This window comes from Halomonas sp. SCS19 (genome assembly GCF_040147015.1).
GTDB classification, from domain to species: Bacteria; Pseudomonadota; Gammaproteobacteria; order Pseudomonadales; family Halomonadaceae; genus Halomonas; species Halomonas litopenaei.
In genome coordinates this window covers 2,524,118-2,546,610 of the sequence record NZ_JAMSHN010000001.1, presented here as the reverse complement: position 1 = coordinate 2,546,610, position 22,493 = coordinate 2,524,118, and the positions used below count along the sequence as shown (strand labels likewise).

Annotated in this window: 21 protein-coding genes; 10 read left to right on the top strand and 11 right to left on the bottom strand. The window is 66.9% G+C overall.

Going from position 1 to position 22,493, the window contains the following annotated elements:
- The first annotated feature begins 122 nt into the window (after positions 1-122).
- From NFH97_RS11165 to NFH97_RS11140, 6 genes are all read left to right on the top strand, one after another.
- Positions 123-1,568 (top strand): aldehyde dehydrogenase family protein, encoded by a 1,446-nt coding sequence (locus NFH97_RS11165; protein WP_349624812.1) that lies wholly within the window; start codon positions 123-125, stop codon positions 1,566-1,568.
- 11 nt (positions 1,569-1,579) lie between these two features.
- Positions 1,580-2,584 carry a dipeptidase gene (locus NFH97_RS11160; protein ID WP_349624811.1) on the top strand — a complete coding sequence of 335 codons (1,005 nt, stop codon included), beginning with the start codon at positions 1,580-1,582 and terminating at the stop codon, positions 2,582-2,584.
- 180 nt (positions 2,585-2,764) lie between these two features.
- On the top strand, positions 2,765-4,396 hold the full coding sequence (locus NFH97_RS11155) for a BCCT family transporter (protein WP_349624810.1): 1,632 nt from the start codon (positions 2,765-2,767) through the stop codon (positions 4,394-4,396).
- Between the two features lies 1 nt (position 4,397).
- Positions 4,398-6,188, top strand: a complete 1,791-nt coding sequence (locus tag NFH97_RS11150; protein WP_045993662.1) for a hypothetical protein — start codon at positions 4,398-4,400, stop codon at positions 6,186-6,188.
- Positions 6,185-7,000 (top strand): DUF3726 domain-containing protein, encoded by an 816-nt coding sequence (locus NFH97_RS11145; protein WP_045993663.1) that lies wholly within the window; start codon positions 6,185-6,187, stop codon positions 6,998-7,000. The genes NFH97_RS11150 and NFH97_RS11145 overlap by 4 nt, the downstream gene beginning before the upstream one ends.
- 70 nt (positions 7,001-7,070) lie before the next feature.
- Positions 7,071-7,454 (top strand): RidA family protein, encoded by a 384-nt coding sequence (locus NFH97_RS11140; protein WP_108449213.1) that lies wholly within the window; start codon positions 7,071-7,073, stop codon positions 7,452-7,454.
- A gap of 308 nt (positions 7,455-7,762) precedes the next feature.
- Here the strand turns inward: NFH97_RS11140 and NFH97_RS11135 are convergent, their stop codons facing one another.
- The 4 genes from NFH97_RS11135 to NFH97_RS11120 are packed head-to-tail and all read right to left on the bottom strand — an operon-like array spanning position 7,763 to position 11,543.
- On the bottom strand, positions 7,763-8,536 hold the full coding sequence (locus NFH97_RS11135) for a transporter substrate-binding domain-containing protein (RefSeq protein WP_287165674.1): 774 nt from the start codon (positions 8,534-8,536) through the stop codon (positions 7,763-7,765).
- Between the two features lie 14 nt (positions 8,537-8,550).
- Positions 8,551-10,092 carry an FAD-dependent oxidoreductase gene (locus NFH97_RS11130; protein WP_348827169.1) on the bottom strand — a complete coding sequence of 514 codons (1,542 nt, stop codon included), beginning with the start codon at positions 10,090-10,092 and terminating at the stop codon, positions 8,551-8,553.
- Positions 10,079-10,444: a (2Fe-2S)-binding protein gene (locus NFH97_RS11125; protein WP_287165676.1), complete on the bottom strand. Its 366-nt coding sequence runs from the start codon at positions 10,442-10,444 to the stop codon at positions 10,079-10,081. The genes NFH97_RS11130 and NFH97_RS11125 overlap by 14 nt, the downstream gene beginning before the upstream one ends.
- The gene (locus NFH97_RS11120; RefSeq protein ID WP_349624809.1) at positions 10,428-11,543 is read right to left on the bottom strand and encodes an NAD(P)/FAD-dependent oxidoreductase; all 1,116 of its coding nucleotides are present in this window, start codon (positions 11,541-11,543) and stop codon (positions 10,428-10,430) included. The genes NFH97_RS11125 and NFH97_RS11120 overlap by 17 nt, the downstream gene beginning before the upstream one ends.
- Positions 11,544-11,720: 177 nt before the next feature.
- Between NFH97_RS11120 and NFH97_RS11115 the strand changes: the two genes are divergently transcribed.
- Positions 11,721-12,635: a LysR substrate-binding domain-containing protein gene (locus NFH97_RS11115; RefSeq protein ID WP_287165678.1), complete on the top strand. Its 915-nt coding sequence runs from the start codon at positions 11,721-11,723 to the stop codon at positions 12,633-12,635.
- A gap of 86 nt (positions 12,636-12,721) precedes the next feature.
- Here NFH97_RS11115 and NFH97_RS11110 read toward each other — a convergent pair whose 3' ends face one another.
- Positions 12,722-13,606, bottom strand: a complete 885-nt coding sequence (locus tag NFH97_RS11110) for a LysR family transcriptional regulator (protein WP_287165679.1) — start codon at positions 13,604-13,606, stop codon at positions 12,722-12,724.
- Between the two features lie 177 nt (positions 13,607-13,783).
- Here NFH97_RS11110 and NFH97_RS11105 point away from each other — a divergent pair, with 177 nt between their 5' ends.
- The 3 genes from NFH97_RS11105 to NFH97_RS11095 all read left to right on the top strand — a co-directional run bounded on the left by NFH97_RS11105 (position 13,784) and on the right by NFH97_RS11095 (position 16,588).
- Entirely contained in the window at positions 13,784-14,965 is a 1,182-nt protein-coding gene (locus NFH97_RS11105) for an MFS transporter (RefSeq protein ID WP_348827170.1), read from the top strand.
- A gap of 244 nt (positions 14,966-15,209) precedes the next feature.
- Positions 15,210-16,019, top strand: coding sequence for a 2,5-didehydrogluconate reductase DkgB (gene dkgB, locus NFH97_RS11100; RefSeq protein ID WP_045993672.1), 810 nt, complete (start codon positions 15,210-15,212; stop codon positions 16,017-16,019).
- Positions 16,020-16,285: 266 nt separating this feature from the next.
- Positions 16,286-16,588 carry a helix-turn-helix domain-containing protein gene (locus NFH97_RS11095; protein WP_287165681.1) on the top strand — a complete coding sequence of 101 codons (303 nt, stop codon included), beginning with the start codon at positions 16,286-16,288 and terminating at the stop codon, positions 16,586-16,588.
- Positions 16,589-16,630: 42 nt separating this feature from the next.
- Here the strand turns inward: NFH97_RS11095 and nhaC are convergent, their stop codons facing one another.
- The 6 genes from nhaC to phnL all read right to left on the bottom strand — a co-directional run bounded on the left by nhaC (position 16,631) and on the right by phnL (position 22,474).
- Complete coding sequence (nhaC, locus tag NFH97_RS11090) at positions 16,631-18,070, bottom strand: Na+/H+ antiporter NhaC (protein WP_287165682.1); 1,440 nt, start codon at positions 18,068-18,070, stop codon at positions 16,631-16,633.
- Positions 18,071-18,317: 247 nt separating this feature from the next.
- Positions 18,318-19,061 carry a DapH/DapD/GlmU-related protein gene (locus tag NFH97_RS11085; protein WP_349624808.1) on the bottom strand — a complete coding sequence of 248 codons (744 nt, stop codon included), beginning with the start codon at positions 19,059-19,061 and terminating at the stop codon, positions 18,318-18,320.
- Between the two features lie 56 nt (positions 19,062-19,117).
- Positions 19,118-19,897, bottom strand: coding sequence for a phosphonate metabolism protein PhnP (gene phnP, locus NFH97_RS11080; protein WP_124805164.1), 780 nt, complete (start codon positions 19,895-19,897; stop codon positions 19,118-19,120).
- Positions 19,898-20,016: 119 nt separating this feature from the next.
- Positions 20,017-20,559 carry a ribose 1,5-bisphosphokinase gene (phnN, locus tag NFH97_RS11075; RefSeq protein WP_124805165.1) on the bottom strand — a complete coding sequence of 181 codons (543 nt, stop codon included), beginning with the start codon at positions 20,557-20,559 and terminating at the stop codon, positions 20,017-20,019.
- Entirely contained in the window at positions 20,559-21,704 is a 1,146-nt protein-coding gene (locus NFH97_RS11070) for an alpha-D-ribose 1-methylphosphonate 5-triphosphate diphosphatase (protein WP_287165685.1), read from the bottom strand. The genes phnN and NFH97_RS11070 overlap by 1 nt, the downstream gene beginning before the upstream one ends.
- Positions 21,701-22,474 (bottom strand): phosphonate C-P lyase system protein PhnL, encoded by a 774-nt coding sequence (gene phnL, locus NFH97_RS11065; protein WP_287165686.1) that lies wholly within the window; start codon positions 22,472-22,474, stop codon positions 21,701-21,703. Before phnL ends, NFH97_RS11070 begins: the two co-directional genes overlap by 4 nt.
- Positions 22,475-22,493: the final 19 nt, after the last annotated feature.

Here is a 22,493-nt window from a genome sequence, read left to right as displayed (position 1 = left end):
TCCTCACACGGGCCGTCACACAGGCAGGCGGTAAGCTTTACTTATCATATGCTCGTTATTATTGATTATCTTTATTTTGATGGCTCTCCTAGGCTGTGTCGCATTCGTCACAGGAGGTCATCATGTCTCAGCAGTCAGCCTACGCACTCTATATCGACGGCCAGTGGATCGACGGCGTCGACCAGATCGAGAACCGCAGCCCGTCGGATACCAGCGACCTGATCGGCGTCTACGCCCAGGCCTCGACCGAGCAGGTCAAGGACGCCATCGCCGCCGCCCGCCGGGGTGGCCGCGAATGGGCCAAGAGCGGCCTGGAGCAGCGCTACGGCGTGCTGATGGCGGTGGGCGACGAACTGATGGCGCGCAAGGCCGAGCTCGGCGAGCTGCTGGCCCGTGAAGAGGGCAAGACCCTGGTCGAGGCCGTCGGCGAGGTCCACCGCTCCGCCCAGTTCTTCCACTACTACGCCGCCGAGGTGCTGCGCCAGATCGACGAGCGCGCCGAGTCGGTGCGTCCCGGCGTGGAAGTGGAGGTGCGCCGCGAGCCGGTGGGGGTGGTCGGCGTCATCAGCCCCTGGAACTTTCCCATGGCCACCGCGGTGTGGAAGATCGCCCCGGCGCTGGCCTTCGGCAACGCCGTGGTGTTCAAGCCGGCCAACCTGGTCCCCGCCAGCGCCTGGGCGCTGACCGAGATCCTCAGCCGCCAGGCGCTGCCCGCCGGCACCTTCAACCTGATCATGGGGCCGGGCTCGAGCGTCGGCGACGCCCTGATCTCGAGTCCCGAGATCAACGCCCTGACCTTTACCGGGTCGCTTGAGGTCGGTCGCCGGGTGGCCGGCGCCACCGCCGCCAACCTGGTCAAGTGCCAGCTCGAGATGGGCTCGAAGAATGCGCTGATCGTGGCCGACGACGCCGATCTCGACCTCGCCGTGGAGGCCGCCTTCAACGGCGCCTACTCCGGCACCGGCCAGAAGTGCACCGCCTCGTCGCGCTTGATCGTCACAGAAAAGGTCCACGACGCCTTCGTCGAGCGGCTGATCGAGCGCCTGAAGCAGGTGCGTGTCGGCCCCGCCCTGGAAGACGGCGTGCACATCGGCCCGGCGGCCGACGCCCGCCAGCTTGCCTCCAACCTGGCATGGGTCGAACGCGCCCAGGCCGACGGCGCCCGCCTGGTGTTCGGCGGCGAGCGCGTCAGCGCGGCAAGCGACGGCTACTTCATGGCGCCGGCGCTTCTGGTGGATACCACCAACGACATGGCCATCAATCGCGAGGAGGTGTTCGGCCCGATCGCCTGCGTGATCAAGGTCGCCGACGCCAACGAGGCCATCGAGGTGCTCAACGACACCCACTTCGGCCTGACCGCCGGCATCATCACCGACTCGCTGAAGCTTGCCAGCGAGTTCAAGGCCCGCGCCGAGACCGGCTGCGTGATGGTCAACCTGCCCACCGCCGGCACCGACTACCACGTGCCCTTCGGCGGCCGCAAGGCATCGAGCTTCGGCCCCCGCGAGCAGGGCCGCTACGCCCGCGAGTTCTACACCGTGGTCAAGACCTGCTACGTCAAGGCCTGAGGAGAGACGTCATGTCCCGAGAAATGCTGACCGTCGACGGCCTGCAGTACTCCAACTGGTCGCGGGAGATCTTCGAGCAGATGCGCGAAGGCGGCCTGGACGCCGTCCACGCCACCCTGGTCTACCACGAGACCACCCGCGAGACGCTGTCGCGCCTGGGCGAGTGGAACCGCCGCTTCGAGGCCCATGCGGACCTGATCATGCCGGTACGCGGGCCAGGCGATATCGCCAGGGCCCAGGCCAGCGGGCGCATCGGGGTCTTTCTCGGCGCCCAGAACTGCTCGCCCATCGAGGACGACATCGACATGGTCGAGGTGATGCGCGATCTCGGCCTCCTGATCATGCAGCTCACCTACAACAACCAGAGCCTGCTGGCCTGCGGCTGCTACGAGGCAGAAGACAGCGGCATCACCCGCTTCGGGCGCCAGGTGATCCGCGAGATGAACCGGGTCGGCATGGTCATCGACATGTCCCACAGCGCTGAGCGCTCGACCCTCGAGGCCATCGAGCTGTCGAGCCGTCCGGTGATCATCTCCCACGCCAACCCCGAGAGCTTCCACCCGGCCAAGCGCAACAAGTCCGATCGGGTACTCAGGGCCATCGCCGAGTGCAACGGCCTGCTGGGCTTCTCGGCCTACCCCTTCCACCTGCGCAACGGCCCGGACTGCACCCTTGCCGAGTACTGCGAGATGATCGCCCGCACCGCCGACCTGATGGGGGTCGAACACCTGGGCATCGGCACCGACCTGTGTCAGAACCAGCCCACCTCGGTGCTCGACTGGATGCGCAACGGCCGCTGGTCCAAGGACATGGACTACGGCGAGGGCAGCGCCTCCAACGCCGGCTGGCCGCGGCCACTGGCCTGGCTCAAGGACAGCCGCGACTTCCCCAACCTGATACAGGGCCTGCGCGACGTCGGCATGAACGAGGACGAAGTGGCCGGCATCATGGGCCGCAACTGGGTGGCACTGCTGGAGCGCGCCGCCACGCCTCAGGGTATCGCCAAGGTCGCCTGAGGCGACCGTCGGAGCAGCCCCCGACCAGCCACCGACCAGCCCTCGACCAACCCTGGACCAGCCATCCGTCAGCCACCGACCCGCCGGCATCCCAGATTTCAACAACAACCGAATGCCTGCGGCCATCAATCACCATAACAGGCACCGCCCCGACGGTGCCGCACGCCAGAGGTTCATGCCATGACCACCTCCACCACCGGCACCTCGTCACCCGCCGATCGCTCGGCGCCAGCGACCGCGGACTTGCCCGCCGGCCAGTATCGCCTGGGCGACCCCGTCGTGCTCTGTCTCAGCATCGGTTTCATCCTGCTGTTCGTCGGCCTGTCGCTGTACGACATCGACGGCGTCGCGGGGGCCATTGGCACGGGCTTCGCCTGGACCGCCAAGGCGCTCGGCAGCTACTTCCAGATCCTGCTTTTGTTGACCTTCTTTATCGCCATGGGGCTGATCGCCACCCCGGCGGCGAGTGCACGCATTGGCAACACCCGCACGCCGGAGCTGTCCACCTTCAAGTGGGTGTCGATCATCATGTGCACCCTGCTGGCAGGGGGCGGGGTGTTCTTCGCCGCCGGCGAGCCGATCTACCACTTCGTGGTCACGCCGCCGGCCTTTGCCGGCAGCGCGGCCATCGAGGCCGGCAGCGACTCCGCCATCGCCCCGGCCCTGGCCCAGTCGTTCATGCACTGGGGCTTTCTGGCCTGGGCGGTGCTCGGCAGCCTGACCGCGGTGGTGCTGTCCCACGCCCACTATGACAAGGGCCAGCCTTTGCAGCCGCGCACCCTGCTCTATCCGGTACTCGGCGAACGGATGATGAAGGGCCCGCTGGGCGGCGTGGTCGACGCCCTCTGCGTGATCGCGGTGGTGGCCGGTACCGTCGGCCCCATCGGCTTTCTTGCCACCCAGGTCAGCTTCGGTCTGCATGAGCTGTTCGGCGTGGCCAACACCTACATGACCCAGTTGATCATCCTGATCGGCCTCGGCGCGGTCTACGTCACCTCGGCGGTTACCGGCATCGACAAGGGCATCCAGATCCTGTCGCGCTTCAACGTCTTCCTGGCGCTCGCCATCGCCGCGGTGATCTTCCTGTTCGGGCCGACGCTGTTCATGGTCAACGCCTTCACCCAGGGCTTCGGCGAGTACCTGACGTCGTTCTTCGCGATGTCGACGATGACCGCCCAGAGCGCGCCGGACTGGTGGATGCAGTGGTGGACGGTGTTCTTCTTCGCCTGGTTCATCGGCTATGGCCCGCTGATGGCGATCTTCGTCGCGCGCATCTCCAGGGGCCGCACCATTCGCCAGATGGTACTCACCGTGGCGGTGCTGGCACCGGTGGCCACGGCCATCTGGTTCACCCTGCTGGGCGGTTCCGGCATCTTCTACCAGATGACCGGAGCCATCGACCTGACCGAGGCGCTCAACAACTTCCAGTTCGACGTGGCTACGCTGACCGTGGCCCAGGCGCTGCCCGGCGGTACCGTCATGGCGGTGGCGATCCTGGTGCTGACCACCATCTTCGTCGCCACCACCGGTGACTCCATGAGCTACGCCATCGCCGTGGTGGGTGCCGGTCACGACGAGCCGAGCCCGCTGGTTCGCGCCTTCTGGGGCATCGCCATGGCGCTGATGGCGGCTATCCTCCTGTACATGGGCGCGGGGCAGATCAGCGCCCTGCAGCAGTTCATCGTGCTGACCGCCATCCCGGTGTCGCTGGTGCTGCTGCCGTCGCTGTGGACCGGCCCCCAGGCCGCCCTCGCCATGGCCCGCGCCCAGGGCATCACCAGCCACAAAGCCAGCGCTACAGGGGAGGCCTGAGATGAGACGCGAAGACCTCGCCAGCCGCCTTTCCGACGTCGAGCAGCGCCTGCGTCTGCGCGCGCCCGACGAGGTGATGCAACTCGATCGCCTGGGCAGCCTGCACGCCAGCCGGCTGAGTTTCGTGCGTAGCCTGGTGCGCCAGATGGCGCGCCAGCGCTGGCAGATCAGCACCACCCGCTTCGAGCTCGACGCCGAGGGCCACGGTGTCGCCATCTATCGTCTGCAGACGCCCCAGGCCCGTTACCACGGGGTGATCTTTTCCCAGCCATTGGATGACGCCGCCCGCTCCGACCGGGTCATCGCCGAGGCCTGGGACGTCACCTTCGGCGTGGTCGAAGGCGACGTGGACGACTCGCTGCTCGAACAGATGGCCGCCAATGTGCCGCTGCAGGAGGCCGGGCGCCAGCATCCACGTCTGCTGGTGCTGTCCCGGGCCAACCGCAGCCTCAGAAACTTCGCCGCCTTTCTCGACGCGCTGTGCGCCGGGCGCCAGCCCGACCCGGCCTGGCTGACCCGGGTCGGCTATCTGTATCGCACCACCGCGGTCTACGGAAACGGCAAGTTCGGCATCGCCGACTTCGATCGGCTCAAGCACAACCCGGACTTTCAGCGTCCCTTCTCGGCCCAGATGCTGGCGGTCTACCTGCTGCGCCACTTCTCCATCGAGCAGATCGAGCATATGGCCCGTGCCCGGGCGCCGGGCAGCGCCGTCGCCATGGCAGCGCCGCTGCGCCGCTATCTGGGCATCGGCAATTCCACCGGACTGGGCATGGCGCCCTTTCTGATCAACCACCCGCAGCTGATCCAGCGCTGGGTCGAGAGCCGCGAGAAGGCGCTGGCCCAGGTCAGTGGTCAGGTCCCTGGTGAACCGGAGCGACAGCGCCTGGTGGCGCTTGTCGCCCGGGCCGAGCGCCACCTGGCCCAGACCGTGACCGAGGATAGCGAGCAGAGCGCGCGCAACCGCGAGACCGCCAGCGCCCTGCCGGCGGTGCGCGCCTGGCTCGAGCAGGTACCACTGGCCGAGGAGCTGTGGCAGGAGTTGATCGACTGGAGCCGCCAGACCCTGAGCCTGGAAGCCCAGGAGCTGATCCACACCCTGCTGCTTGAGCTCTACCCGGAGATCGTCGATCCCTTCGAGGACCAGATGGGGGTCGAGGAGGGCCTGGAGCTGACCCCGGACATGCCGCTGGTCAGACTCAAGCAGTTGATCGAGACCCACTACGATTGGGCCCTGCGTCATGACTTCGGCGACCCCGAGGAGCGCTACTGGTTCTGGTATCGATCGGTCGAGAAGGAGGAGCCGCGCCTGGGCGTGCGCGACGTCGAACCCGGCGCCGACCGTGAACTGAAGCTCGCCATCGCGCCTCGGGTGGCCGATACCCATGGGGTCATCGACGACTTCCTCAGCGCCCATCCGCGCGCCCTGGTGGTGGAGTTCCTGATTCACCACCCGCGTCACAAGGACATCATCCGGCGCATCCAGAGCATGGCCGAGACGCCCTTCGGCGAGATCCGCGCCAACCTGTGGGCCCGCGAGATGAAGCCGATGCACCTGCTTCGCACCAAGCTGTCGTTCTTCGGCGCCAGTCGCTTCGATCCCAAGTCCGATCGCTGGGTGCGCATCACCCTGTTCCAGGGCGCGCCATTGGTCGAAGAACTCAACGCCGAGCCCAGCGACCTGATCGACTTCGACGACTGGAGCTTCCCGCTGGAGCCCGACCAGGACGCCGCCGGCACGCTCAAGGAAGCCGATGCCCAACCCCGCCAGCACGCCGGAGCCAACTCATGAAGGTGTCTTACAACGAACTCCAGGGACTCTGCCGCAAAGCCTTCCAGGCCATGGGCTTCGAGGACGGAGACGCCAGCGACGCCGCCGACATGGTGGCCTGGATGCAGCTCTACGAGCTCGGTGGACTGGCGGCGCTGGGACGAGGCCTCGACTTTCTGCTCGCGGATCAGGGCGAGCGCCCCCCGGAACTCGTCTACTCGGACGGCGACCTGGCGGTGCTCGACAGCCACGGCGCCAGCGTGCTCAAGAGCTCGACCCTGGCACTGGAGCTGGGCTTTGCCAAGGCCCGGGCGCGAGGCCTTGCGGTGATCAAGATCCGCCACTGCCACAACCGCCAGTTGATCATGGGCTACCTGGCGCGGCTGGCCGGGCGCGGGATGAACGTCACCGCCTTCTGGCGCAATGCCCAGGCGCCTGACGGTGAGGCCCGGACCGCTGGCGCAGAGCAGGCGGCAGCCACCCCGCTGATCGAGCAGGTGGTGGGCTTTCGTGCGGGAAGTTCGGTGCCGGAGATCCGCGTCTACGCGGTGCACGAGGTGCCCGAGGAAAACGAACCCAACGACGGGGTGACGCTGATCATGGCCAACCACGTGGACCTGCTGCCGTCGCTGCGCTCCGAGTATCAGCTCGACCTGCTGGCCCGTCACCAGGAGTCCGACCTGCTGGCTTGCCGCGAGCGTGCCATGCAGCAAGGCATCGAGGTCGACGACGGCCTGTGGGCGCAGCTCAAGGCGCTGGCCACCCGGCTGCTGGTGGAATCTACCGAGGCCTCACGCAGCGGCGCCGGCGCCGGCACCCACGACAACGACTGACACACAACCCTCACCCCTTGGCACTCTCTTTGCCCTACTACCCCCGACTTCCAACGTTCGAGGATACCCCATGGTTCACCCGGTCAAGACCGAGCTGTTCGCCTCCCGCGCCCCACTGTCCTGGGCCAGCGTCGGCAACGGCATCCTGTTCACCGCCCAGATCCCCATCGACAAGAGCGGCGAGGTGGTCGACGGCGGCATCGAGGCCCAGACCCGCCAGACGCTGGACAATCTGGTGCACACCCTCGCCTGCGCCGGTGGCGGCGTTGAATCGCTGACCCAGGTATTGATCTACGTGACCCGACGCGAGGACCTGGCTACGGTCAACCGGGTCTACGCCGAGTACGTCAGCGAGCCCTACCCCAACCGCGCGGCGGTGATCGTCTCCGGCTTCGCCCGGGAAGAGATGCTGGTCGAGATGGTGGCCTACGCGGCGCTACCTGTGACGCCCTAGGGCTTGTCTGAAAAGTGCCTGCGCTCGGTAATACGGCGTTAAAAATCGGATCAAAATGCTCATTTACACCACGTAAACTGCGCTTTCTCACCGATTTTTGCCTTGTCTAACCTTCGCTCGTCGACTTTTCGGACAGCGCCTAGCCGCCTATTGCACCGTGCCGCCGACGGCGTAAATGGCCGAACCCCCGACACCAACGAGCCCTCCGATGGAGGGCTCGTCGCATGGTGGGCTCGTCGCATGGTGGGCTCGTCGCATAGCTGTCACGCCTCTCGTCTTCCCCCCGCGGGAGGTCGACTCCGCCGGTGCTATTTCTCGAAGTAGCGTGCCCACAGCGCCTGGTAGTCGCCGTCGTCCTTGAGCCCCTGGATGGCCTCGCTGAACGCGATGGCCAGTTCGCGATCGCGCTGGCGGAAGGCGGCGCCGACGCCGGGCCCGTAGATCGACTCGGGGCCGGTCACCAGCTCGCCCTTGCGCGCAAAACGCTCATCGCTGAACAGCCGCTCCTGGGCCAACGGGAAGGCGGTAAAGACCAGGTCCAGCCGACCGGTGAACATGTCGTTGACCACGCCGCCGGAGTCCGAGTAGCGACGAATGTCCGCCTCGCCGTGGTAGGTGGTCACGTACTCGTCCTGGATGGTGCCCTGCTGCACACCGATAGTCATCTCCGACAGGTCCCCTTCGGGATCGATCTCCGCGTCGGCCTGGCCGACCCACACCGAGGGCACCTGATAGTAGGGATCGGAGAACAGCACCTGTTTCGCGCGTTCGTCGGTGATGTTCATGGCCGAGGCGATCAGATCGTACTTGCGCGCCAGCAGCCCCGGGATGATGCCGTCCCAGCCCTGCTCGACCCACTCGCACTGGCGCTGCATGCGCTCGCAGGCGGCCTCGACCAGCTCGACCTCGAAGCCGGTCAGGCTGCCGTCGGGCAGCTTTTCCTGGTACGGCGGATAGGGCACGTCGACACCGATGCGCAGCGGGCGATCGTCGGCCTGGGCGGTGGTGGCAACAGCGGCGCCGGCGCCGGCAAGGGCCATCGCCAGGCCAAGGGAGGCAGACAGAGAAGCGTTAACTTTCATGGTCATTTCTCGCTCTATTGTGATTGTGTGGTCAGGTGATCGGAGGGCGCCAGTGCCAGCTCGCCCAGCGTGATGGAGGTCAACGGTGGGCGAATGCGGTAGTAGCCGACCTCGTCCATGTCGCGGCCCTGCTCGCGGGCCATCAACCGTGACACATTGGTGCCGCATAGCCGTCCCTGGCAGGGGCCCATGCCACAGCGGGTGAAGGCCTTGAGCTGGTTGGGCCCGGCAGGCCCCGCTTCCAGCGCCGCCTTGAGCTGGGCCCGGCTCACCCCTTCGCAGCGACAGATCAGGGTCTCGCCGGGCTGTCGCTCGACCCAGTCCGCCGGTGGGGTGAACAGTGCATCCAGCAGACGTCGACCGGACAGATCCTGGCGGCGTCGACGCCTCAGCGCGGCGCTTTCCCTGGCGACCGCCCGGCGGTTATCGGCGTCTGGTATCGGCGCCGCGGCGCCTTTTGCATCGGCTGTCGTGTCCAGCGGGTCAGCCATCAGGTCGTCCAGCACGGCCAGCGCCGCCAGTCGCCCTTCGCGCTCGGCATTCACAGCGCCGCCGATGCCACCGCCGTCACCGGCCAGCCACACCCCCGGGCGCACCGACAGGTCGTCGCGACGATCGGGCACGAACGCCTGCTGCGCCTCCTGCCAACGGTGCTCGATGCCCAGCCCTTGGGGGAGCTGCGGCTCGGGCACCACCCCCATATGGGTCAACAGCCAATCGGTCTTGAGCTTGTGCTCGTCGCTGTCGCCACGCCGGCGATAGCGCACCCCGGTCAAGCGCTGGTCACCCTCGGCAGCCAGCGACTGGACGCCACGCACGATCGGCACCCCAGCGCGCCTCAACGCCGCCAGCATGCGCGCGCCCTTGGCGAGGTAGCCGCGAGCCCGCCAGGCCCTGAGCGGGTGACGCAGGGTCCGCGCCAGTCCCAGGTTCGGCGCCGTATCGAGGATCATCCGGGGCGGGCAGCCGGCGTTGAGGTACTGCCAGGCCAGCAGGTACAGCAGTGGCCCGTTGCCCGCCAGCACCGGCGGCCCCTCGGTCAGCAGCGCGCCCTGCTTCATCAGGATCTGGGCGGCGCCGGCCTGCATCACCCCAGGTAGCTGCCAGCCGGGGAAGGGCCAGCCCCGCTCCATGGCGCCGGTGGCGATGATCAGACGCTCCGCAACCAGTTCCCGGCTGATGCCATCGTGCCCCCGCACGCCCAGGCGATGGGCGTCGTCCAGGGCGTCGTCCAGCGCCTCGATCCACCACACCCGCGTGCCTGGGCGATAGTCGATCTCCCCCCGTCTGGCGGCGTCCAGGAAGGCGCCGACCAGGGACCGACCGCGATGGTAGTCCTTGCCCATGACTGCGGCGTCGAGCTGGGGCTGGTCGAGATCGCGATAGATCTGCCCGCCCGGCGCCCTGGCCTGATCCAGTACCAGCGAGCGCAGGCCGGCCTCGGCCAGTCTCAGGGCCGCCGCCATGCCGGCAGGGCCGGCGCCGAGTACCACCACTCGGGCGCGGTCCTTGCTGCCGTCGGTGCCGACGGTCTCCCTCGGCTCACAGGTCTGCATCTTCGCGCCCCCTCTGCTCGTCACCACTGGCATGGTTGGCGGTGTCCCACCGGGAAGCCGTCGCTGTCTCTTCGTCGAGCTGGCGGCGTACCCGCATGCCCTGCTCCACCGTGACCAGACAGCCCTGTCGATTGGGGGCACCGTCGATGGTGATCAGGCAGTCGTGGCACACCCCCATCATGCACAGCGGTGCGCGATGGCCACTGGCGACGTGGCGGCGATAGCCGGCGGCGCCCTGGTGCATCAGCACCGCGGCCGCCACGCTAAGCGTCGAGGGCACCTGGTATGGTGCGCCGTCGATGGTGATGGTGACCTCGGGTGTGGCCGTGGCCCTTTTATGCCGCTTGAACATCGAAGCGTCCTCCCGAGAAGAGCGGATAGCGCTCGGTGAGCCGATCATCGTCCAGCGCTGCGGCCAGCTCATCGGCGTGAAAGGCGGCCAGGGTGATGCCGCTGTGACAGCTCAGGTTGTAGGCCCCGGGATAGCGCTGCGAAGCCTCGTAGACGGGGCAACCGTCCGGCGTCATGATCCTCAGCGCCGCCCAGCTGCGCACCAGCCGCGCCGACGCCAGATCGGGATAGATGGTCACCGCCCGCCGCGCCAGGGCGTGCAGGGTTTCGAGGGTGACCCGGGTGTCGTGGCCGACGTGCTCGAGCCCGTCGCCGATCAGGTAGCCGCCGCTCGCCGTCTGGCGAATCTGCGGTGTCGGCAGGCGGCCGGCGGCGGGCAGCCGCTCGCTGACCAGCACCTGGCCACGCACCGGCGTGACCCGACCGCAGAGACCCAGCGGCGGTGCCAGCCGCGCCGCCCCCAGTCCGCAGGCCAGTACCAGCCGTTCGGCACGCACGGCGCCACGGGCGGTGTGGGCAACAAAGCCCGCCTCGCCGGGGTCGATCGAGGCGACCGGATGATGAGGCCGTACGTCCACGCCAAGCGCCTGGCAGGCGCTGTAGAGTGCGCGCAGCAGAAACAGCGGATTGCAGTGGCCGTCGTGGGGTGTCCAGATGCCCCCCGGGACGTCGCCGCCAAGGCCCGGCAGCAGTCGCTCAAGCCGCGCGCCCTCCAGGTACTCCCAGCGCACGCCGGCCTCACGGGCCCAGGGCGCGTCGTATAGTGCCTGGTACTCGGCGCAACGCTTACGCACCTCGTCGTCGTCAAGACACAGATCGACGCCTCCGGGCTGCTCGAACTCCAGATCCACCCCGGTGCGCTCGCCAAGCTCGCCGGCGAATCTCGGCCAGGCTCGACTCGAGGCCAACGACATCGCCGCATAGGCGGGCATACCGGCGCCCTTGCCCTGGACCCAGACCAGGCCCGCGTTGCCCCGGGAAGCCTTGAGGGCGGTATCGTGCTCATCGAGAACGCAGACGCGACGGCCACGGCGCGCAAGCCCGTAGGCCACCGCCATGCCGACCACACCACCGCCGATGATCATTACCTCGTGTGCCATGGAAGCCTTGGACCCCTAGCCGTCGATTGCCGATGACTCGACGATAGAAGCCACATCCCATACGATCCAATACCAATCAATGGCAAACCCATGCCCTGATGTTATGGCTCCTTTCGATGCAGGGCTGGATGCAGGGCTGATGGGTGGGTTCAGTGGAGGTTTCGATGGAGGACAGCGATGGACAGCCCCCGGCTCAGTGACCGCCAGTTGCAGGCCTTTCAACACACCATGGACAGCGGCAGCGTCACCGCCGCCGCCAGCCGCATGCGCATCGCCCAGCCAGGCGTCACTCGGCTGTTGAAGCAGCTCGAACACGACCTCGGCTTTGCGCTGTTCTCGCGGATCAAGGGACGTCTGGTACCGACGCCGGAGGCGCGCCTGTTCTATCGCGAGCAGCAGCGCCTGTGGCAGGGACTCGAGCACCTCAGAGACAGCGCCAGGCGGATTCGCCAGCGCGAGCTTGGCGGGCTCGGCATCAGCGCCATGCCGCTGCTCGGCCTGACCTTTGTCCCGGACGTCATCGCCGGGATGGCCAAGGATCACCCAGACCAGCACCTGCGGTTGTCCACCTACCGCTCCGAGCAGGTGGTGGAAGACGTGGTCACCCAGCGCTCGGAGATCGGTTTTTCCCTGCTGGGAGGCCAGGATGAGCGCCTCGGTGCGTCAGCCTTCACCCTCGATAGCGTCTGCCTGCTGCCCCGGGATCACCCGCTGGCAGGGCGCGAGAGCATCGCCCTTGAGGACCTCGATGGCCAGACGCTGATCCACTATGAACCGGGAGACCCCAGTCGCCAGACGCTGGAGCGCACCCTGGCCGAGCAAGGCATCGTGCCGCGCTCGCGGCTGGAGGTGTCGCTGGCGCTGCAGGCAACCCGTCTGGTTGGCCAGGGCGCCGGCATCGCCATCGTCGACGCCCTCAACGCCCGCGCCATGGGCGGCAGCGACAGCATTGCGCTACCGCTGCAAGAGCCCCTGACCGACACCTTCTACCTACTGACACCCCGGGACCAGCCGCTGTCGCGGCTGGCCGAGGAGTTTGTTCAGCGCTTTCAGCGTCGGTTTGCCGAAGTGCAGGCAGAAGCGACGCCATAGCCCTTAGCAATAGCCCTTGGCAATAGCGCTGGGAAATGGCCCGACGCAAGAACCCGCTGGGCTAACCCGGTGGCAAGGACCGCCCGTTACAGCCGCAGTCTGGGCTGGATGACATCAAGAAACGCCTGAATGCGGGCCGACAGGGCGGTATTGCGGTAGTACACCGCCTGCACCAGTTCCCGGGGCCCGCCGTGGCGCATGGCGTCAGGCAGGATGACCTCGAGGCGTCCGCTGGCGATATCATCGCCCACCATGAAGTTCGAATGGCAGGCGATGCCCTCCCCGGCCAGGCACAGGTTTCGCATCACCTCGCCACTGGAGGTCGCAAGCGTGGGCGTGATCTCCTCGTCCAGGCCCTCCACCGGCCAGCGATTAAGTGCCGTCGGGGCGAGAAAGCCGATCAGCTGATGATCGGCCAGCTCCGCCACCGAGGCTGGCCGTCCGGCCCGCTCGAGATAGGCGGGGCTCGCCACCAGGTACAGCCGCGAGCGCCCCAGCAACCGGGCGTGCAGGGTGGAGTCCGCCAGGGCACCGATGCGAATGGCCACGTCGGCACGCTGCTCAAGCAGATTGATGATGCCGTCGCTGGCGGAGAGCTCCAGCTCGATACCGGGATAGCGACGACGGAATTCTCCCACCAGAGGTACCAGCTGGTGCAGCACGAAGGGGCTGGCAGCGTCCACTCGCAGGCGTCCGCTGGGCTCGCCGCGCCCCAGTGCCAGCGACTCTTCGGCGGCGATCAAGCGCTCGAGCCCGACGCGCACCTGCTCGATAAAGCGACAGCCTTCATCGGTCAGGGCGACGCTTCGCGTGGTGCGGTTCAACAGCGGCACCTCGAGGCGCTGTTCCAGGCGCTGCACCGCCCGGGAGACCCGCGCCACCGGGACGTCCAGACGCGACGCCGCGGCGCTGAAGCCGCCGCTATCGACCACCGCCAGCAGCAGTTCCAGATCTTCTGAGCGGGTCTTCATCGTTGCGGTTCCTGTTCGGTTCGGCGCTGCTGAGTTCGTTTCTGTTTAGCGCGCAATTGTCTCGATAGCGACAAAGGTGTTTCTCGATTAGACGCGTTTATCGCAAAAGTCTCCTCCCCCAGACTCCGCGTCGTCAAGTCGTCTCACGAGACGACGCCATCTCGACAGGAGAAACAGATGCCCATCGCGCTATTTGCGCTGACCCTCAGCGCCTTCGCCATCGGTACCACCGAGTTCGTCATCGTCGGACTGGTGCCCACCATCGCCCAGGACCTGGGCGTCAGCCTGCCCTCTGCGGGACTGCTGGTCAGCCTCTACGCTGCCGGTGTCGCGGTAGGGGCACCGGTACTGACCGCCCTGACCGGCCGTTTCAATCGCAAGTGGGTCCTGCTCGGCCTGATGATGCTGTTCATCGCCGGCAATCTACTGGCCTGGCAGGCCCCCGGGTATGGTTCGCTGATCACCGCCCGCATACTGACCGGCCTCGCCCACGGCGTGTTCTTCTCGATCGGCTCCACCATTGCCACCAGCCTGGTCGCCAAGGACAAGGAAGCCAGCGCCATCGCCATCATGTTTACCGGCCTGACCGTGGCACTGGTCACCGGCGTGCCGCTGGGCACCTGGATCGGCCAGACCTTCGGCTGGCGCGCGACCTTCCTGGTGGTCTCGGCGCTCGGCCTGCTCGCCCTGATCGGCAGCGCCCTGCTGATTCCTGGCAACCTCAAGCGCTCGGCTCCGGCGACGCTGGGCCAGCAACTCAAGGTACTGACCCATCCGCGACTGCTGCTGGTCTACGCCATCACCATCCTTGGCTACGGCGGCACCTTCACCGCCTTCACCTTCCTCGCCCCGATCCTCGAGCAGACCACCGGCTTCGCGCCGTCCATGGTCAGCCTGATCATGCTGGTCTACGGCGCCTCGGTGGCCATCGGTAACCTCTACGGCGGCAGGCTGGCCGACCGTCTCGGCCCCATCCCCGCCCTGACCCTGATCTTTGCCGGACTCGTCGCCATCCTGCTGGTGCTCAGCGTCAGCGCCGTCCACCCGGTCGCCGCGGTGCTGACGATCCTGGTGTGGGGCGCCTTCGCCTTCGGTAACGTGCCGGGCCTGCAGGTCTACGTGGTCAAGCTGGCCGAGCGCTATGTGCCCGAAGCGGTGGACGTGGCCTCAGGGCTCAATATCGCTGCCTTCAATATCGGCATCGCGCTGGGCTCGGTGGTCGGAGGCCAGGTGGTCACGCACCTCGCACTGACCGACACCGCCTGGATCGGCGCCATCATCGTGCTGGCGGCGCTGGTACTGACCCGGCTGTCCGGCAGGCTCGATCAGCGTCGCGCCGCTCGCCTGGCCAGCGCCTGAAGCCCGCGACCCGCGACCCGCGACCCGCGTCCCGCGACAGCCACAGAGCGAACGGAAGAGCCTCGTGGCTGTCGCATTATTGCTTCGCCTGCTAAATTTTTTTGACGAACCCTTGAAGTCGCAAGGGTCTCCCCGCATGTCATTAACGACACATCGAAGCACGTATCGGCAAAACACCGGCCTGCCGGTGACAAAGGAATCCAGGGTCCCGCTGTGCGGGCCTCGCCACGACAATGGAGCCAAGATGTCTCAGCCTATCCCCAACCCCGGTCTCGGTACCTTTCGCCTGACGGGCGACACCCTGCGTCACGCGGTCACCACCGCGCTGAAGCTTGGCTATCGGCATATCGATACCGCCCAGTTCTACGGCAACGAAGCCGAGGTCGGCTCCGCCATCGAAGCGAGTTCGGTCCCCCGCGACGAGATCTTCCTGACCACCAAGGTGTGGTGGGATCGTCTGGATCCGGTATCACTCAAGGCAAGCGTCGAGGAGAGCCTGTCCAAGCTGGGCACCGGCTACGTCGACCTGCTGCTGATCCACTGGCCGTCGCCGGACGATGAAGTCCCCATGCGCGACTACCTGACCGCCCTCAAGGAAGTGAAGGACGCCGGCAAGGCGCGCCACATTGGGGTGTCCAACTTCACCAAGGCGCACATCGATCAGGCGGTGGATATCCTCGGCAAGGGAGAGATCCTGACCAACCAGATCGAGGTCCACCCCTTCCTGCAGAACCGCGAACTGATCGCCCACTGCGAACGCCACGGCATCATCCCCACCGCCTTCATGCCGCTGGCCGTGGGCAAGGTGCTCGAGGACGAGACGCTCAAGGCCATCGCCGAGAAGCATGGCGCCAATCCGGCCCAGGTCGCCATCGCCTGGCTCAACCAGCTCGGTATCCCGACCTTCCCCTCCTCGACCAAGGAGCAGAACCTCAAGAGCAATCTCGAGGCGCTGAAGCTCGAGCTGTCCCAGGAGGACATGGACGCCATCGCCAAGCTGGATAGGGGCGAGCGTGTCGCCAGCCCCGATTTCGCACCGAAGTGGGATCAGTAGACCGGCAGACCGACGCTGCCATCACTGATCTCTTGATGGGCTGATCGTCGATCAGACCTGACCCAAGGCGCCACCTGCGGTTCACCGCCGGTGGCGCTTTTTTCGCTTCTTGTGTCAGGTGTCTTGGCACAGGGTCTGACAATCTAGGCGCAAATGGCCTGTGTTATGGCCCACGGGGCGATCGTTTCCGATAGTGAAGTCACGGGTCGACCACAAAGTCGCACGCGCACCATGACCATCTGGTCAGTCCTCAGAGAGGCACCCCCATGGCTACAGAGTTGGAGACGCTGATCTCCCGCGAAGATCCAGCGCTCGTCGAAAGAGCCAGGAAGAAAGCCGACGCCATGCTGCTCGAGCTCAAGATCGCTGACATTCGCAAACTGGCGGAAATGACCCAGCGCGAGATGGCGGATGCGCTGGGAGTCAAGCAACCCACCATCGCAGGACTGGAAAAAGGCGGCCAGGACGCGCGTTTGAGCTCCATCAAGCGCTATGTCGAAGCCATCGGTGGAAAGGTCAGCCTGACCATCGAGCTAGCGGATGGCAGCCAGCACGACTTTCCGGTGTAGCTCCTGTGTCGCCTTGGCGCTACCGCCCCCTTGGCGCTGTCTTCACTCATTGGCGCCTGGTACCTCTGGTGAAGCGTCGTCCTCGGGTGCTGCCAGCGGCTTGATCGTCCAGCCGGTGTAGCCGTAGAGCACGGTGACCAGCGGCGACAGCCAGCAGAAGAAGTTGAACGGCAGATAGGCAATCGTCGCGACCCCCAGCGTCGCCGCCTGGTAGGCGCCGCCGGAGTTCCAGGGCACCAGATTGGCGGTGACGGTGGCCGAATCCTCCACCGCCCGGGACAGGTTCTCCGGCGCCAGTCCCCGCTCTCGGTAGGCCTCGGCGTAGGTGCGTGCGCCCATGACGATGGCCATGTACTGATCGCACAGCACCACATTGGCGCCGATCGACGTCAGCACCGTGGACAGGATCAGCGAGCCCCGGGTCCTTGCCGCCTTCAGAATGGTCTCGGCGATGGTCCTGAGCTGCTGGGTGCGCTCCATGACCCCGCCGAACATCATCGCCACGATGACCAGACTGATGGTGTAGAACATCGAGTTCAGGCCGCCGCGGCTAAGCAGGCTGTCCACCGCCTCGACGCCGGTATCGGAGGTCACGCCACCAAAGGCCACCTGCATCAGTTCAGCGTAATCGGCCCCCTGCATGCCCAGCGCACAGAGACCACCGGCGATGACCCCCAGGGTGATGCCGGGTATCGCCGGCAGCCGCTTGTAGGACACGAATAGCACCAGCAAGGGCGGCAGCAGCAGCACCGGGTTGATGACGTAGTGCGCCGCCAGGGTCTGCTGCATCACCTCGACCCGCTCGAGCCCGCCGGACGTGCCCGAGTAGTAAAGACTCAGCGCCATCTCGATCACCAGGGTCAGGCCAATGCTGACCCCGGTGGTGTAGGACATGTGCTTGATATGGGTGAACAGGTCGGTACCGGCCATGGCCGGTGCCAGGTTGGTGGTATCCGACAGAGGCGACATCTTGTCGCCGAAGTAGGCCCCGGACAGCACCGCCCCGGCCACCAGCGGCAGCGGAATCCCCAGCGAGCCGCCGATCCCCATCAGCGCCACCCCCAGGGTGCCGGAGGTGCCCCAGCTCGACCCGGTCGCCAGCGACGAGATGGCGCAGATGACCACCGCCGCCGGCAGGAAGATCGTCGGCGACAGCAGCTTGAGGCCATAGGAAATCAGCGTCGGCACCACCCCGGCCTGAATCCACACCCCGATCAGCACCCCTACCACCATCAGGATGATCAGCGCCGGCAGGGCGTTGTGGATGCCTCGCACCATACCTTCCTGAATATCGTCCCAGCGGTAGCCGCAGCGCAGCGCCACCAGACTCGCCACGATCACCCCCAGCAACATGGGAATCTGCGGGTCGAGCCCGTAGACGACGATGGATACGCCGATGCCGACCACCAGGGCGATCAGCGATACCAGCGCCTCCGTCAGGGTCGGGGGGCGCTGCACTGGGGAAAAGAGGCGGTGGATCAAAAGGGGCACTCCTGAGCAGGGTCGGTCGCCGACAGAGCCGGAGAGAATCTGCGAGCCCTGGCCACTGCTCGAGCGCTCCCCCCGACGATTCAGGAAAGCTAGGCGGCGATTCACAACGCTGCCATCAAAGCGTCATCAATCGTTTCAATTCAGCAAAGTCGCTGGCGTATGTCGGCGCCCTATAACGTCAATGTCCAACCGACTAGGGGTCATGAAGCCTCCCCCACACCGCCAGCCCCTCTTGTCCCTACCTGGATGTCCCCCGCTCCGCCTCGGCCAGAAAGTCCTCGACGTTGCCTTGAAAGCCCTTCAGATGGGCCTTGATACGCTCGTCCGGCCAGTCCCACCAGGCCAGTCGTTCGAGCCGTTCGGCGATGGCGGGATCATCGAAGCGTGGCCTGAGCACCCGGGCGGGGTTGCCCACCACGATGTGGTAGGCCGGCACGTCTCTGGTCACCACGCTGCCGGCGCCGACGATGGCGCCATGACCGATGGTCACGCCGGGCAGCACGATGGCGCCGTGGCCGATCCAGACGTCGTGGCCGATAGCCACCCGATCGGCCTCGCGCCAGGCGAATACCTCGGCGTCGAGGGCCTCGTCGCTGAAGCCGAACTTGCCGGGGCGATAGCTGAAGTGGTGCAGGGTCGGCCGCCACCAGGGGTGGTTGCTCGGATTGATGCGCACGCTGGCAGCGATGGAGGTGAACTTGCCGATGGTGGCGAACATGACGTCGCCGTCACGCTCGATATAGCTGTAGTCGCCGAGACTGACATGGTTGAACACGCAGCGACTGCCAACCTCGGTGAAGCGCCCAAGCTCGCTGTGGTGCAGGCGAGCGTCGGTAGCGACGTTGGGCCGCTCGGACAGACGCGGGGACGTCGGCTGGTCCAGCGCGCTGGATGAGTCTCTGGATGAGCCACTGGGCGAGTCACTGGGCGATTCACAAGATAAGGAGCCGTCAGACACAGACGGCGTGGGGACATCGGACATGATCAGGGGTGCTCTCGCAGATACGTCAGCATGAAGGAAGCCAAGGCCGCAACTGGCTAGCAGACGGCGTCCAGGCGATCCCAGTCCTCCAACGTCTCGCCATCCCGGGCGATGCGCACCTTGGGCGGCAAGGGGGTCGGCTGGTCCAGACGCTCGGCGTCCAGTTCATGGCTGATGTGGGTGAGATAGGCCCGGGGCGGGTCGAGCCGGGTGATGATCTCCAGCGCCTGGGTGATGCTGTTGTGGTTGCGCGTCTCGAGCTGGCTGGCCGGGTGGCAGGCGTCGAGCACGACGACGTCGGCGTCCCACTGGCGCAGAAAACGCTCGGTGGCGCCGGGCAGACCCTGGGTGTCGGTCAGGTAGGCCAGGCGGGTGCCGCCATCATCCAGGCAGTAACCGAGCGTCGGCTTGCTGTGATTGAGCGGCACCGGGGTCACCGACAGCCCATCGAAGTCCAGCGGCTTGAACGGCTTGAGCCCCGGCTGGAAGTCGAGGATGCCGCTGTTGCGATAGAGATCGGCGCAGCCGCTGGGATCCTTGGGACCGTAGACCGGGATCGACGTGCCGGTCCCCCAGCGCAGGTGAAACAGCCCCTGCACATGGTCGGCGTGGTAGTGGGTGACGAAGAAGGCGGCGGGACGCTCCAGCTCGCAGCTATGGGCCAGGTCCATGCGCCCGGCGTCGAGCAGGTAGCGCCGGCCGTCCACGCTCAGCTCGGCGCAGCAGGGGCCACGCTGATGGCTGGTGAACACCCTGGCCCGAGTGCAGGCGCGACAGTCGCAGCCGAAGCGAGGCACCTGGGCGCTGTCTCCGGTGCCGTTGAAGCGAAACTCCATGGAAGTCTCCGAGCTGAAGCAAGAGGCACAAGCCGCTTGCGCTGATGAGGTGGTACGCACTGCCGCTGTAGTCGACGATCGACACAAGGCCGGCGCCGACAGACTCGACGCCGGCTCCGTCAGAGGCGGGAGGCGATGATCGCCTCCAGCGCCCGGACGCTCTCGTCCAGGCTGCCACCGTTGTCGACGCGATCCAGCGCCGGATGGCAGCGCTCGAGTTCGGCCTCCACCTCGGCGTGGCGCGCAAGGCGCGCCTCGATCTGATCGTCGCTCTCGCGCCCGCGCCTGGCGAGCCGCTCACGCAGCACCCCGGGCGGGGCGGTCACCACCACCGGCGTGAGGCGCTCGCCGAAGCGCGCACGGGCGGCCGCGAGCTCGCGACGACTGCCGTTGAGCAGTACCGTGGCCCCGGCCGCCAGCCAGGCCTCCACCTCGATGCCAACGCCGTAGTGAAGCCCGTGGGCGACCCAGTCAAGGCAGAACAGGCCGCGTGCCCGCCGGGCCTCGAACTCGGCCGGCGACAGCGCCACCGAGTCCTCGCCGACGCCGCTTGGCCGGGTGATGTAGCGGTGCGCCACCAGCAGGTCCGGGCGCCGCTTTCGCACGGCGTCGAGCAGGCTGTCCTTGCCCACGCCGCTGGCGCCGATCAGGTAGACCAGCATCAGTGCACCTGCCTGCCCGCGCACCACACGCGCTGGACCAGCGGATGGCCGTCGACCTCGCGCACCCGCACCAGGTCGGCGCGCAGCCCCTGAGCGATGCGTCCGCGATCGTCCAGGCCCACGGCCTCGGCCGGCCTACGCGAGGCCGTGGCCACCGCGCGGGGCAGGTCGTAGCCGTCCTCCATGGCGGCGATACGGAAGACCGCATCGAGCAGCGCCGCCGGGTAGTAGTCGGAGGACAGGATGTCGAGCACGCCCAGGCGCACCAGCTCGGCCGCGGCGATATTGCCGGAGTGGGAGCCGCCGCGGACCACGTTGGGGGCGCCCATCATCACCGCCATGCCGTGACGATGGGAGGCCTCGGCGGCCTCCCGGGTGGTGGGAAACTCCGCTACCCGGGTGCCGTACTCGAGGCTTTCCGCCACATGGGCGACGGTGGCGTCGTCATGGCTGGCCAGGGCCAGGCCGCGCTCGCTGCACAGCTCGGCGATGGCGCGACGGTGGGCGCTGGAATAGGCGGCGCTGTTGGCCAGCTGCTTCTCGATAAAGGCCTCGAGGCTGGCATCGTCCAGGCCGTACTTGCCCTGGTAGTAGACCCGGTAGGCGTCAAGGCTGGCGAACTGGCGCTGGCCCGGCGAGTGATCCATCAGCGACACCAGCCCCAGCAGCGGCGAGTCCATGAAGCTCTTGAAACGCGCCAGAGTATCCGGGTGGCACACCTCGCAGCGCAGGTGCAGACGGTGGTCGACCCGGGCCATGCCGTTGTCGTTGATCGCAGCCAGGGACGAGACCATCTCGTCGAGGGCCCCGTGGCGCATGCTCTGCTCGTCGACGTCACCGATCGACACCGCGTCGAACACCGTGGTGATGCCGCTGGCGGCCATCTGGGCGTCGTGGGCCAGCGCCGCCTGGCGGCCCGGCCAGGACACCTTGGGCCTTGGCTGGAAGTACTTTTCCATATTGTCGGTGTGCAGCTCGATCATGCCAGGCATCAGGATATCGCCCTGGCAGTCGATCACCCCCGGCAGCGACACCGGGCCGCGTTCCAGCGCCTTGATCACGCCGTCCTTGATCACCAGGCTGCCGTGCACCACCTCGTCGTCGAGCACCAGCCTGGCGTTGGTCAGAATCTGATCCTGGTTCATGAAAGGGACTCCCCGGAGTCGGTCTGACGAAATGAGGTATGGTCTGACGCGGTGCGGTCAGCGTCGGTGCCACCAAGCAGCATATGCCCTTCCAGCTCAAGCAGGCGATCGGCGACCCGCTCGCGCACCTCCTCGTCGTGGAAGATGCCGAGCATGGCGGTGCCACGGGCCTTGGCCTCCTCGATCAACTGCACCACCACCTCGCGGTTGGCGGCGTCCAGCGACGCCGTGGGCTCGTCGAGCAGCAACAGCGGGTGCTCGGCGATAAAGCCACGGGCGATATTGACCCGCTGCTGCTCACCGCCGGAGAAGGTGCCCGGCGCCAGCTCCCACAGCCGCTCGGGCAGATTGAGCCGCGCCAGCAGGGCCTCGGCACGGGTGCGGGCCTCGCCGGCTTCACAGCCCCGGGCCAGCAGCGGCTCCATCACCACCTCCCGGGCCGAGACCCGGGGCACCACCCGCAGAAACTGGCTGACGTAACCGATCACGTCGCGCCGCAGCAGGTGCCAGGCGTGGGCCGGCAGCGCCGACAGCTCGAGCTCGCCGTCCTCGAAGTGCAGCGTCAGCTGCCCGCCGCTGACCCGGTAGTTGCCGTTGACCATCTTCAACAGAGTGCTCTTGCCAATGCCACTGCGCCCGGCCAGCACTAGGCACTCGCCCGGCGACAGGGACAGATCGAGACCGCGCATCACCGGCAGCGCCTGGCCGCCCTGGGCGTGCAGCACGAAGGTCTTGTCGAGCCGCCGGGCGGTAAGAAAGGGGGACGTCATCTTGGACTCCTGAGCAAGC